Raw genomic sequence first — 13,256 nt, 5'->3', positions numbered from 1 at the left:
AATTGGTCACTGACTTCCCACGGTTTGGTTCGGGCCATCTTGGTTTCTCCTTTGCTTGGGGGATTCGTGTTCCTTTCCTTGTTCTTGATTCTATCATCTCCTTCCACGTTTTCGGATAAGTTCTCACGGGTGGAGGGCCACGACCCTCTCGCACTGGCTCTCCTTCCCGCCTGCTCTGGTGCGGCTTTGGGGCGTGATGGCAATGCCCCTCCACCCGTGAAGGGTGGCATCTACGGATGCATCGGCATTCCACATTCTCCTTATTGAAGCGGTATTGGGGTGCACTCCCTCTTCAGATGGCGGCTGCACCCCGGTGCTGTCAACAAAGGGTGCCTCCTTTTTCTCTGGGTTGTCTTCCTCTTTCCCCTCATTTGTTGGAGTAGGTGATCCCATCAGATCCCATCATGTCAGCGCGTTGGGGCGAGATGGTGGTACGTGAAGGGGAAAGCGCACCTCGGCTGCTCGCTACTCTATCTTAGATGCCTTTCTGGGCCACAAATTGGGCGAGATTGGCGACGCTGTTCGCATAGCTCCACTCATTGTCATACCAGGCAATCACCTTGAGAGAGTGCCTGCCAACGACCATGGTGGAGAGGCCGTCAATAATGGCAGAGCGCGGATCACCACGGAAATCGGAGGACACCAGCGGCTCTTGCGTATAGCCAAGATAGCCTTTGAGTGAGCCAGCGGCGGCTTCCTGGAAGGCGGCATTGATAGCCTTGACCGACACCTCTTTGCTGGTTGTGATCACCAGATCGGCTGCACAGACCGTAATCGTCGGCACACGCATCGATATCCCATTGAAGCGGCCCGCTAATTCGGGGAGTACCCGCGCCACTGCACGCGCCGCACCCGTGGTGGTTGGGATAATATTGGCTGCCGCAGCACGAGCACGGCGTAGATCTTTGTGCATCTGATCCAGAATGCTCTGATCATTGGTATAGGAGTGGATGGTGGTCAGGAAGCCACTTTCAATCCCGAAGGTCTGGCTGAGCACGGAGGCCGTGAGCGAGAGACAATGGGTGGTACAGGAGCCATTGGAAATAATATGGTGGCGAGTTGGATCATAGTTCTGTCCATTGACACTCTGCACGAGAGTGATATCTTCCCCTTCCGCAGGTGCCGAAATAATAACCTTTTTGGCCCCTGCTTTCAGATGAGCGGCGGCCTTATCGGCGTTCGTGAAGAGGCCGGTCGACTCGATGACAATATCGACACCCAGTTCACCCCAGGGGATCTGCGCAGGATCACGCTGAGCTGTGACCTGGATCGTCTGATCCCGCACGATTAGCGCCTTCTCGGTTGCCTGCACCTGATGAGGGAAACGCCCATAAGTAGAATCATATTTGAGCAAGTGTGCATTCGTCTGTGGATCAGTGAGATCGTTGATGGCAACAATCTCAAGCTCATCTGGATAGCGTTCGAGGATGGCCTTCAATGATTGCCGACCAATGCGCCCGAAGCCGTTGATACCGATACGTGTAACCATTGTTGTGTTCTACTTTCTGTCGCTACTATTTTTTCTTTTGTGAGTGACGTCACTTTCAAATTATATAGTAATGAATTTAAAATTGCAAGTGTCTGCTAATAGTAAAGCAAGCCGTTGGTTGTTCTTTGCATAGGAATTATGCTATACTGGAGGCATGATAAATAAGCGAAGCTACCACCAATATTGTTCTCTGGCCTATGCACTCGATCTTTTGGGAGAGCGCTGGACGCTGTTGATTGTGCGCGATTTATTGCTGGGGCCAAAACGCTATAAAGATTTGTTGTATGGCTTGCCTGGCATTGGCACCAACATTCTTGCGGCTCGGCTGAAAGAGTTAGAGCAGTCAAACATCATTCAGCGCCGTGTGCTGCCACCGCCCGCCGGTTCAACCGTCTATGAGTTGACCGAGTATGGACAGGAACTCGATGCTATTATAACGGCTATGACCCGCTGGGGAGCAAAATCACGTGGCCCGCGCCAGCCGGAACAGACGCTACGGCCTGTGACACTGGTGCTGGAGTTGCGTGAAAACTTCAATCCCGAAGCTGCACATCATATTCAGGCGACCTATGAACTGTGCTTTGAAGATAACGAGATCTACACGCTACAGATTGCCAATGGTGTGCTTGAAGTAAAGCATGGAATTGCAACGAATCCGAATCTTGTGGTCATGGTAGATGTTGAAACGTTTTTCCAATTACGTTTACAGCAATGCTCAACTGAGGAGGCACTTGCGGCAGGCACACTCCATCTCAGCGGCAATCCCGACCTCTTCCCTCAATTCCTCGACCTCTTCTCTCCGCCCACCTGGCAAAGCCCGGCCTTCAAGCCAGAAGTGTGAAAGGGGTTATGATGTATACTAAAGTGATTGGCGGTGATATCGTACCTCTTGCTGAAATTCTTGCCAGCGACGCGAATAGATATTTGCTCGGGATAGAAGGTATTAAGGAAGAGAACTATGGCACAGACAAATGAGGGGAGCTTAAAAGAGGCCCCCGGACCTCGGAATGGACTCTTTGGAGAGAACTTGCGGGCGCTTCAAAAGGATAGCGTTGGCTTATTCCTGCGTATGCAGCGGCAATATGGCGATGTGTTGCGCTTTCGGGCGCTGGGTTCGATCTACGTGTATATGATCTCTGATCCCGATGGGATTGATTATATGTTGCGGCGCAACAGTCAGAACTATGCGCGGGCCAGTGCGCATAAACAGTTCGAGTCTTTGCTGGGGAACGAGGGATTGTTAACGACCGACGGAGCGTCCTGGCTGCGGCAGCGGCGGCTTGCGCAGCCAGCCTTTCATCGCCAACGCATCGCGGCTCTGGCTCCGATGATGACGCGCGCTGCGGTAGAGACAGTAGCGCACTGGCGTGACTATGAGCGCAAGCAAGAAAGCTTTGATCTCGTGCATGAGATGATGCGGATCACGCTCCAGATTGTTGCTGAGGCGCTCTTTAGCATCGATGTCACGCGAGATGCCGATCAGATTGGCGCCGCTTTTGGCAGCGCTCTCAGCTATATTCAATATAGCCTCTCGCATATCATGCCGCCTTCTTTTGTGCCAACCAGACGCAACCGTCTGTATCAAGAGGCGCGTGCGCAATTGGACACCTTTGTCTACAAGCTGATCGCCGAACGACGCGCTTTAGACGAGGATAAGGGCGATCTGCTCTCGATGTTTCTCAAAGCCCGCGATGCCGATACCAATGGCGGCATGAGCGATAAGCAATTGCACGATGAGATGATTACGATGCTGCTGGCCGGTCACGAGACCACTGCGACAACTCTCACCTGGGCCTTCTATCTGCTCTCCCAGCATCCCGAGTCCGAGCAGCGGATGTATGCAGAGATTGTGGATGCCTTACACGGGCGGCTCCCTACTTTTGAGGATCTGAGTGAATTACCCTATACCCGCATGGTCATAGATGAGACATTGCGGATCTATCCCGCGACGACAGGGGTACCCCGCACGAGCATCGCGGAAGACGAAATTTGTGGCTATCGCATACCCGCCAGATCGAATATGGTCGCCAGCTCATATGTCGTACATCGCCATCCCGCCTATTGGGAGGATCCCGAGCGCTTTGATCCTGAGCGTTTTACGCCTGAACGGTCGGCGGGCCGACCGCAATTTGCCTATTTTCCGTTTAGCGGTGGGCCGCGCCAATGCATCGGGAACTCGTTTGCTTTGATGGAGGCGACGCTGGTATTGGCAACCATTGCCCAACGCTATCGAGTGCGACCGCTGCCAGGCTACAAGGTCATTGCCGAGCAGCTTGTCACGCTGCGTCCCAAAGGTGGCTTGTCCGTGCTGGTGGAAGCGCGTTAATTCTCGGACAGGTGAATGGTGGCTGCTACGAGGGTTTGTTGCCTCTTCTCCACAGAAAATTCTGCTTTGTCTTTTCCTGGCTTGACGTGCGAGAGATCGATTAATTATAATTACTTTGATGATCCAAATAATTTATCATCAAAGGGAAATGTATGAATACGGAGCGCTTAACTGAAGATCTATTATTGCTGACCCGTCTGTTGCGTCCACTCAGGCATACGGATATGACGCCGGAGCAGTACTGGCTTTTGCGCCGCCTGCAACGCTTTGGTCCTAAGAGTATGAGTGAACTGGCGCAGGGATTGGGAATCACGACGGGGTCAGCGACGGTAGCCTGCAAGCGACTGGAAAAGATAGGCTGGGTAACGCGCACACGCCAGATTGAGGATGAACGTGTGGTGCTGGTTGCCCTGACCGAGCAGGGAGCATCCCAGATTGAGAGTGTGCGCGAACAAAGACGTGCCTCGCTGGCTCATCTGTTGGAACATCTCGCTGTACAGGAGCAGCAGGAGCTACAACGTTTGATCGAGAAGCTTCTGGAAGTGGCGGAATATAAGGACCTGGAGAATTAACCAAAAATGACTGCGATCATTGAAGTATCCCATCTTGTCAAAATGTTTGGGGACCATGCAGCCGTCAACGATGTCAGCTTGAGTGTTGAGAAGGGTGAGGTCTTTGGCCTGCTTGGTCCCAATGGGGCCGGTAAGAGCACGACCATCAAGATGCTCACGACCCTCCTCAGTCCAAGCTCTGGGCGGGCATCTGTGAACGGCTTTGATATTGTCCAGCAGACAACGGCGGTGCGCCATAGTCTGGGCTATGTGCCCCAGGCCCTCTCGGCGGATGGCAATCTGACTGGTTTTGAGAATTTGCTAATATTTGCCAAGCTCTATGATGTACCACGGGCTATCCGTACGCAGCGCATCAATGAGGTCCTCTCTTATGTTGGCCTGCTGGATGTCGGCAAACAATTGGTGCGCACCTATTCCGGCGGCATGATCCGGCGTCTGGAGGTCGCGCAATCCCTGCTCCACCAGCCCAGCGTCCTCTTTCTGGATGAGCCCACCGTGGGACTTGATCCTATCGCCCGGCAGGCAATCTGGGATCATCTGATGGATCTGCGCGCCGATTCCAATATGACTATTTTTGTCACGACCCATTCGATGGAGGAGGCCGATAGCCTCTGCACACGTATTGGTATTATGCATCGGGGCCAGATCGCCGTCATTGGCACGCCCGCCGAGCTTAAGGCCAATATCGGCATCGAAAATGCCACCCTTGACGACGTTTTTGTTCATTATGCAGGCGATGCCCTGGAATCTGGAGGTAGCTACCGTGAAGCTTCACGAGCAAGACGCACAGCCCGCCGACTTGGCTAATACCCCTATTGTGAGTCAGGCGCAACCGACCACGCCTCTGGCAGTCATCGCCGACTTCTTTCTCAAGACCTTTACGATTGCCGAATGGGAGATCCGTAAGCTCCGGCATGACTTCAGCGATCTGATCACGCGTGCCGTTCAACCCGTCCTCTGGCTGCTGGTCTTTGGCGAAACCTTTACCCGCATTCGCGCCATCCCGACCGGTAATATGAGCTATCTGGAATTCATGGCCCCCGGTATCCTCTCCCAGAGCGTCCTCTTCCTCGCCATCTTCGGAGGAATCGCCGTCGTCTGGGAGCGGGATTTAGGGGTAATCCACAAATTTTTAGCCAGTCCCACGCCGCGCGGTTCACTGGTTTTGGGGAAAGCCCTTTCGGCAGGCATCCGAGCCCTCCCGCAGGCACTGATCATCTACATGCTCGCACTGATCCTGGGTGTCAGGATGAACTACAATCCACTGGCCCTGCTAGGAGTCTGCATCTTCGCCATCCTGGGCGCAGCCTGTTTCTCAACCTTCTCCCTGATCATCGCATGTTTGCTGAAAACACGTGATCGCGTAATGGGAATTGGACAGGTCTTGACGATGCCACTCTTCTTTGCCAGCAACGCCATCTATCCCATCGACATCATGCCCAAGCCGCTCCAGGTCATCGCGCATATCAACCCGCTCTCCTACGTTGTCGATGGCATTCGTTCATTGATGATTGCGGATGCAGCGATCAATTTGAATACCATCGGCCTCGACTTTGGTATCCTCGCTGTCGTCACCATTGTCCTCGTGATTATCGGCTCTAACCTCTATCCACGCATCATCCAATAGTTAACCTGCGTCGAAGGCCCGATTCTCTCGCTGCGAGAGAATCGGGCCTTCTGTATGGTTTTGGGGTGAACCCAAAGATATTATCATGTCAGACGCATTCGGGCATGTTTGTGGTGGCGATGCTGGTTTCTTTTGTTTGACGTTCGATGATGATCATGACATGTTCGGCAAAGGAATCTTCAAAAAAGACCTGCAGGGTGGTCCAGTGCTGGTGAATGCGTTGCCTCTGGATGAAATATTCCAGGTCTTGGGTCCAGGAGAGATAGGTGTCTTGTTCGACCAGCTTTTTGCGCCATTGATGATAGATATTCTCGTGGAGCATCAACCACCATGTCAACAGGCTGAAATAGCGCTCGCGATCAATCTCATCCATATCATTGAAATGCTGTGGTCCCTGCTGCCAGAGTTTAGTGAGGTCGCGGCTCTGGGCAAGTTGAAAATTAAAGGGTGTCGCTATCTCGACGAGTTTTTGCGTATTGGCGGCCCGGGTCAGATTGGTATTCTCGCGCAATTGATACCAGACTAAGAAAATGGAAATAATGAAAAAAACACCTTGAACGATAATTGCAATACTTGCCAGATCACTTAATGACATTGTGTCTCCTACTTTATAAATATCCCAGTTATCTATTTTATCACCAAAAATGTGGAAAGGGAGTGATATACTGTTTTTTATATTCCTCGTCGAAATAGGGGGCATTTTCGAAACAATTGTCAGCAAAAATTCGTGTTGTAAATGAAGGAAGAGAATTTTGTATTTTTTTAACAGAAATTTCCTTTATGCTATCATCGGTTTCTCCTTCTGTTTGAGTGTCTATTGTTCATGATCAGGAAATGGAGCGAGAAGCTAGTTGAATGCTTGAACGCTAGAAAGTCATCAGAGGTTTTTGGTGAATAGCGAACTTTTTCGAGGGATGAAGCACGCAAGAATAGCTGTTATGCTGACTGTCCTCATCAGTTTATTTGGAACCGTGATCACGATTGTGCAGATGACGCTTCTAAGTCATATTGTCAATCAAGTATTTCTGCTACGGCAGAATCTGGCCCAGAACTGGCGTTTCTTGCTGTTTTTGCTGGCGGCAATCCTGGTGCAGGTGGGGCTGGTGTGGATACGCGAGGTGAGTGCACAACGTGGTGCGATGCGGGCCAAAGCCGAGTTGCGTGAGAAGCTCTTTGCGCATCTCTTCGCCCTGGGGCCTGCCTATACCAGAGATGAGCGCACCGGAGAACTGGTGACGACGGCGAGCGAGGGCATCGAACGTCTGGATGCCTATCTCAGTCGCTATTTGCCACAGATGTATTTGAGCGTGCTGGTTCCACTATTGATCGCGTGTTACGTCTTTCCTCTGGATTGGGGGAGTGCCCTGATTTTATTGATCACCTGTCCTATTATTCCGCTCTTAATGATCCTGGTTGGCAGCTATGCCGAGGTGCATATGCAGCGGCAATGGACGGCGCTCTCACGTATGGGGGCGCAATTTCTGGATGCCGTGCAGGGTCTACCGACCTTGAAGCTCTTTGGTCGTAGCGCGGCCGAGCAGGAACGGGTTGAGCGAGCCAGCAATGGAGTGCGGGACAAGACCTTGAAGGTGCTGCGTCTGGCATTTCTCTCCGGGGGCGTGCTGGAGTTTCTCACCACGGTCGCAATTGGACTGGTGGCCGTGACATTGGGTATCCGCTTATTGGATGGCGGGATCTCTTTCCAGAATGCGTTTCTGATTCTGCTGCTGGCACCAGAGTTCTATCGTCCACTGCGCGACCTGGGTGTCCATCGCCATGCTGGCATGGAGGGCAAGGCCGCCGCGATCCGCTTGCAAGAGATCCTGCGCACGCCCGTTGCCAGGGATGAGTTGTCGAAGAGTGAAGAACAGCCTGTTCCAGAGGGGGGCGGTGCGGGTAAGATCGCATTGACCTGTCATAATCTGACCTATACCTATCCCCAGGCCGAGCAGCCAGCTCTGTCCGATGTCAGCCTGACGCTGCCGATGCATACCTGTACCGCGCTGGTGGGACAGAGCGGCGCTGGTAAGAGTACGCTGGTCAATCTCCTGCTGCGCTTTCAGGAGCCGCAGGAGGGGAATATCCTCATCAATGGTCGCGCGCGCTCCGAGCTTTCTCTTGAGCAATGGCGGGAGCAGATTGCGCTGGTGCCGCAGCGCCCCCATTTGTTTTATGGGACAGTACGGGACAACATTCTGCTGGCGCGGCCCGCTGCCAGAGCGCTTGAACTCCAGATGGCTGCTGAGCTGGCTGGCGCGGCCGAGTTTATTGTACAGTTGCCGCAGGGCTACGATACCATGATTGGTGAACAGGGCGCTCGCCTGAGTGCCGGACAGATCCAAAGGCTGGCGCTGGCCCGTGCCTTCCTGAAAGATGCTCCACTCCTGATCCTGGATGAGCCGACCTCTCATCTGGATATCCATAGCGAAGCCCTGATTCGGCAAGCGCTCCAGCGCTTGATGCAGCAGCGTACCGTCCTGGTGATCGCCCATCGGCTCAATACCATCGCCCATGCGGATCAGATTGCGGTCCTCGCGACTGGCAAGCTGGTAGAACTGGGACAGCATGCGGATCTCTTGCAGCAGTCCGGCCTCTATGCCCGCTTGTTGCATGCCCATGAAGAAGAAGTGGTGGCTTTATGAAGACCTTTCTGCGTTTGCTCTCCTATCTCTTGCCTTTCAGCGGCCTGATTGTGGTGGCTATCTTTCTCGGGAGTGTGATGATCGCCAGCAATGTGCTGCTACTGGCGCTGGCTGCCTATGTCATTTCAGCGGCGGCCCTGCAACCCTTGCTCTTAACGCTGACCTTACCGATCTACATGGTGCGCTTTATGGGCGTTTCGCGGGCCGTCTCACGCTATGCTGAACGATTGGTTTCCCACGATATCACCTTTCGTTTGCTAGCCCAACTGCGCACGAAAGTCTATGCACGCCTTGAACCACTGGTACCCGCCAATCTGCTCGGCTACCGAAGCGGCGACATCCTGACTCGGCTGGTGGCCGATGTCGATGAATTGCAAAATTTTTATCTGCGTAGCGTCTCGCCATTTGTGGTGGCAATCGTACTTGGTGGTTTAACCTACGCCCTGTTTGCCCTCTTCAGTCCTCTGCTGGGCTGGATCGCGCTCTCTTTCTATCTTGTCGCCGGAGTGGGCATTCCGCTCCTGACGGGACTGCTCTCGCGTGGTCTGGGACGGCGGCAGATCTCGGTCCGCGCCGATCTGAATGCGCTTGTCGTGGATAGCATCCAGGGTATCCAGGATCTGCTGGCCTTTGGCGGTGCCAGCGCTCAATTGGGAAAGCTGACGGGGCTGGATCAGCAGTTGAGTCAGGTACAGAAGAGAATGGCGAATATTACGGGTTTACAGCAAGCACTCAATGTTTTGCTGATGAATCTGGGGCTGTGGACCATTCTCCTGGTGGCGATTCCGCTGATCGGGGCCCAAAGTATCAGTGGCGTCTATCTGGCTTTTCTGGCTCTCGTGATCCTGGCGAGTTTTGAAGCCCTGCAACCTATTGCCCAGGCATTCCAGACATTGGGACATTCGCTGGCGGCGGGTGAACGCATCTTCGCGCTCACCGATGAGGCTCCGCTGGTGCTTGAGCGTGCTGATCCTCTTGTCTTGCCCGGCAAGCTTGCTTCTGAGGGGCCGCTCCTGGAGTTTGAGCAGGTGCATTTCGCCTATGAGGCCGGTGGGAGCGAGGTGTTAAAAGGGATCTCGTTTGCGGTCCATGGGGGGCAGCGGATCGCAATTGTCGGTCCCAGTGGATCGGGGAAAAGCACGCTGGTCAATCTGGCTGTGCGCTTCTGGGATGTCTCTTGGGGCACGCTGCGTTTGTATGGAGAGGATATACGGAACTATCCTTTACAGGAAGCGCGTGCCGCCAGTAGCGTGATGTCCCAGGATACCTACATTTTTAATAATACGGTCTGCAATAATATCTTGCTGGCTCGCCCCGATGCAAGCGAGCAAGAATTAGAGCAGGCAGTGATACAGGCCGGTCTGGCGGCGGTTGTCAGCCAGCTTCCTGAAGGATTGGATACCTGGATTGGTGAGCAAGGTTTACGGCTCTCGGGTGGTGAGCGGCAACGTCTGGCACTGGCGCGTGCCTTGCTCAAAGACGCGCCGCTCTTATTACTGGATGAGCCCACAGCCAATCTCGATCCATTGACCGAGCGCGCGTTTCTGGATACGCTGGATGAATTGATGCACGGACGCACTGCGATCATGATTACGCATCGCCTGGTCGCTATGGAACATTTTGACGAGATCCTTGTCGTGGAGCAGGGCGAGATTCGCCAGCGCGGCGTGCATACCCAACTGGCCCGCGAGGATGGCCTGTATCGACGGATGCTTGAGCAACAAAACGATCTGTTGTTGCTGGTATAAAGGAAGGTTACGAGAAATTATGAATGATCCAACCTTGTTTTCGCGTCTGCAATTTGCCTTTACTGTTGGCTATCACTATCTTTTCCCGCAATTGACGATGGGATTGGCGCTCTTGCTCCTGATTCTCAAGTCGCTCTATCTGTGGCGTAAAGATGAACGCTATAATACTGCGGCCCGCTTCTGGGGTAAGATCTTCGCGGTCACCTTTGTCGCCGGTGTCGTGACAGGTATCCCGATGGAGTTCCAGTTTGGCACCAACTGGGCACGTTTCTCGACCTATGCGGGCGATATCATTGCGCAGACGCTCGCGATGGAAGGGGCCTTTGCCTTCTTCCTTGAATCCGCTTTTTTGGGTATTTTTCTGTTTGGTGAACGCGTCTTTGGACAAAAGATACACTGGTTCTCGGCCTTTATGATCTGGTTGGGAACCTGGGCTTCGGGTGCCTTTATCATCGCCTCCAACGCCTGGATGCAGCATCCAGTTGGCTATGTGCTGGCCTCGAACGGTCGCTTGCATATCAACAACTACTGGGCGGTGCTCTTCAATCCCTGGATATTTCCGCAGTATCTGCACACTATGAGCGGAGCCGTCATCACAGGCGCCTTCTTTATGACTGGTCTGGGAGCGTATTATACGCTGGCGAAGCAGCATCTGGACTATGGTCGCCTCTTTCTCAGAGTTGGCATCATCGCAGGCTTGATTGCCAGTGCGATTCAGCTCTATCCCAGTGGAGACATGGAGGGGAATCAGGTGGCGCAATATCAGCCTGCCAAGCTGGCGGCGATGGAGGGACTCTTTAAGACGCAGAAGGGAGCCGATATCGTCATTCTGGGACAGCCTGATCCCCAGAACGGGACGCTTGATAATCCGATTGTCGTGCCTGGCGTGCTTAGCTTCCTGACCTATAAACACTGGTCGGCTGAAGTCAAGGGACTGGATGCCATTCCGCCCAATCAGCGACCAGATACGACGATTGCGCTGTATTATGCCTATCATATCATGGTCGGACTGGGCACTTTCTTTCTGGGGATCATGGCGCTGGCAACACTCTGCCTCTGGCGGCGCTGGCTCTTCACCAACAAATGGATGCTCTGGATCTTGATACTGGCAACGCCTTTTCCCTTTATTGCCAATACTGCTGGCTGGTTTACCACCGAGATGGGTCGGCAACCGTGGATCATCTATGGACTCCTCCCGACGGCGCAAGGATCATCGACCACCGTCACGGCCGGGAATATCCTCTTCACGCTACTCGGTTTTGCCGGGATCTACCTGCTGCTGGGACTGTTATATGTGATCCTGGTCGTCGTCGAAGCTGTGCGTGGTCCCCGTGCGGAAGCCGTCGGGGATGCAGCGGATAGCGAAGCGTTCAGCCTGAAATACTAAGATCGGAAAGGATCAGGAAAAGACGATGCAGACACTCTGGTTTATACTGGTCGCGCTCATGCTCACCATCTATGTCATTCTGGATGGTTTTGATCTGGGCGCTGGCATCATCCATCTCTTCGCGGCCCGCAATGAAGATGAGCGGCGGGCCATCTTGCAGGCCATCGGCCCAATCTGGGATGGCAATGAAGTCTGGTTAATTGCGGCTGGTGGGACGCTCTTTTTTGCCTTCCCACTGCTCTACGCCTCAAGTTTTAGCGGCTTCTATCTGCCGCTGATTATCGTCCTCTGGCTCCTCATGTTGCGGGGGATCGCTATCGAATTGCGGTCGCATATACCCAGTTCCGTCTGGCGCTCCTTCTGGGATGGCACCTTTTTCATTGGGAGCGCCCTGCTGGCGATCTTCTTTGGGGCTGCCCTGGGGAACGTCATTCGTGGTGTGCCCTTGAATCCCGACAACTACTTCTTTGTCGCCTTGTGGACAGATTTTAATCCCTACAGCTCGAATCCCGGCGTCCTGGACTGGTATACCATCCTGATCGGCCTGCTGGCGCTGGCAGTCCTGACCGCCCATGGTTCCAGCTATATCGCCGTCAAAACCGAAGGAGATCTCAATGCGCGGGCGCGGCGCATCGCCCGTTGGGCCTGGATCGCTACCATCGTACTGGGAATTCTCGGCACAATTGCCTCCTTCTCCGTGCAACCGCTCATCCGGGAAAGTTTCAGTCAGCGACCCTGGGAAATCATCTTTCCCTTGATTGCACTGGCTGGATTGGCAGGCATGGGTTACTTCAATCTGAAGCGGAATGATCTGCCAGCCTTCTTCTCCTCGGCCATCTTTATCCTGGGCATGCTCAGCAGTGCCGCCAGCAGCCTTTATCCGACCGTCCTACCATCCGTTACAGCAGTGCCCGGCCTGACCATTGCCAGCACCTCATCCTCGCTCTACGGCCAGACCGTTGGACTCATCTGGTGGAGTCTGGGCATTCTCCTGGCGATCATCTACTTCACCATCACCTACCGCCTCTTCTGGGGCAAAGTAAAAGTCACCCGCGAACCCCAGGCCAACACAGCCAAAACCGGTGAATCCGGTCTTGCTGGCTAATTCAAATCATCAACGTAGAGGCTGTGTGAAAAGCGCTCACTGATTATCTTCAGTTGGCTTCGCAGGCCAGGCGAAACTACTTTTCACACAGCCTCTACGTTTTTGATCATTGTATGCGATATTGGGCATGTTTCTCCTGAAATTGCTCCCAACCTCATGGTTCAGGGTGCTCCCCAATACGGTTCACATACCTGGAATGATGATGGAGAAATGTAGGTGCGTGCCGAGGTCGCAACCCTGTCTGTTACCCACATATTTCTATTCAAGTGTGAGTTCAGAAGCCAGGTGAATTCCTTCTACAAGCGTTTGGATGTATAGCCAACCTTTCCAGAGGGTTTTCCAGCCTGGCTCTCCGTCTCC

General features: G+C 53.6%; 12 protein-coding genes. 10 read left to right on the top strand and 2 right to left on the bottom strand.

Annotation, left to right across the window (positions count from 1 at the left end; genetic code table 11):
• Positions 1-475 precede the first annotated feature (475 nt).
• The gene (gene gap, locus F1593_RS25740; protein WP_149404423.1) at positions 476-1,489 is read right to left on the bottom strand and encodes a type I glyceraldehyde-3-phosphate dehydrogenase; all 1,014 of its coding nucleotides are present in this window, start codon (positions 1,487-1,489) and stop codon (positions 476-478) included.
• A gap of 154 nt (positions 1,490-1,643) precedes the next feature.
• Here gap and F1593_RS25735 point away from each other — a divergent pair, with 154 nt between their 5' ends.
• From F1593_RS25735 to F1593_RS25715, 6 genes are all read left to right on the top strand, one after another.
• Positions 1,644-2,330, top strand: a complete 687-nt coding sequence (locus F1593_RS25735) for a winged helix-turn-helix transcriptional regulator (RefSeq protein WP_149404422.1) — start codon at positions 1,644-1,646, stop codon at positions 2,328-2,330.
• Positions 2,331-2,338: 8 nt separating this feature from the next.
• Entirely contained in the window at positions 2,339-2,464 is a 126-nt protein-coding gene (locus F1593_RS29680; protein WP_268907088.1) for a hypothetical protein, read from the top strand.
• A complete protein-coding gene (locus F1593_RS25730; protein WP_149404421.1) occupies positions 2,448-3,815 on the top strand; it encodes a cytochrome P450 in 1,368 nt (455 codons plus the stop codon). Before F1593_RS29680 ends, F1593_RS25730 begins: the two co-directional genes overlap by 17 nt.
• 152 nt (positions 3,816-3,967) lie before the next feature.
• Positions 3,968-4,387 (top strand): MarR family winged helix-turn-helix transcriptional regulator, encoded by a 420-nt coding sequence (locus F1593_RS25725; protein ID WP_149404420.1) that lies wholly within the window; start codon positions 3,968-3,970, stop codon positions 4,385-4,387.
• Between the two features lie 6 nt (positions 4,388-4,393).
• Positions 4,394-5,194: an ATP-binding cassette domain-containing protein gene (locus F1593_RS25720; RefSeq protein WP_149404419.1), complete on the top strand. Its 801-nt coding sequence runs from the start codon at positions 4,394-4,396 to the stop codon at positions 5,192-5,194.
• Positions 5,151-6,014 carry an ABC transporter permease gene (locus F1593_RS25715; protein WP_235932706.1) on the top strand — a complete coding sequence of 288 codons (864 nt, stop codon included), beginning with the start codon at positions 5,151-5,153 and terminating at the stop codon, positions 6,012-6,014. The genes F1593_RS25720 and F1593_RS25715 overlap by 44 nt, the downstream gene beginning before the upstream one ends.
• Before the next feature lie 88 nt (positions 6,015-6,102).
• Here F1593_RS25715 and F1593_RS25710 read toward each other — a convergent pair whose 3' ends face one another.
• Complete coding sequence (locus F1593_RS25710) at positions 6,103-6,609, bottom strand: hypothetical protein (RefSeq protein WP_149404418.1); 507 nt, start codon at positions 6,607-6,609, stop codon at positions 6,103-6,105.
• 343 nt (positions 6,610-6,952) lie between these two features.
• Here F1593_RS25710 and cydD point away from each other — a divergent pair, with 343 nt between their 5' ends.
• From cydD to cydB, 4 genes are read left to right on the top strand one after another with little or no spacing between them, the layout of a single operon-like run.
• Positions 6,953-8,656 (top strand): thiol reductant ABC exporter subunit CydD, encoded by a 1,704-nt coding sequence (cydD, locus tag F1593_RS25705; protein WP_172632448.1) that lies wholly within the window; start codon positions 6,953-6,955, stop codon positions 8,654-8,656.
• Entirely contained in the window at positions 8,653-10,404 is a 1,752-nt protein-coding gene (cydC, locus tag F1593_RS25700; protein ID WP_149404416.1) for a thiol reductant ABC exporter subunit CydC, read from the top strand. The genes cydD and cydC overlap by 4 nt, the downstream gene beginning before the upstream one ends.
• A gap of 19 nt (positions 10,405-10,423) precedes the next feature.
• Positions 10,424-11,791: a cytochrome ubiquinol oxidase subunit I gene (locus tag F1593_RS25695; protein WP_149404415.1), complete on the top strand. Its 1,368-nt coding sequence runs from the start codon at positions 10,424-10,426 to the stop codon at positions 11,789-11,791.
• 25 nt (positions 11,792-11,816) lie between these two features.
• Complete coding sequence (gene cydB, locus F1593_RS25690) at positions 11,817-12,896, top strand: cytochrome d ubiquinol oxidase subunit II (RefSeq protein WP_149404414.1); 1,080 nt, start codon at positions 11,817-11,819, stop codon at positions 12,894-12,896.
• Positions 12,897-13,256 lie beyond the last annotated feature (360 nt).

Source organism: Dictyobacter arantiisoli (genome assembly GCF_008326305.1).
GTDB classification, from domain to species: Bacteria; Chloroflexota; Ktedonobacteria; order Ktedonobacterales; family Ktedonobacteraceae; genus Dictyobacter; species Dictyobacter arantiisoli.
Note: the sequence above shows the minus strand (reverse complement) of the source record. Positions and strands in the feature narration are given on the sequence as shown.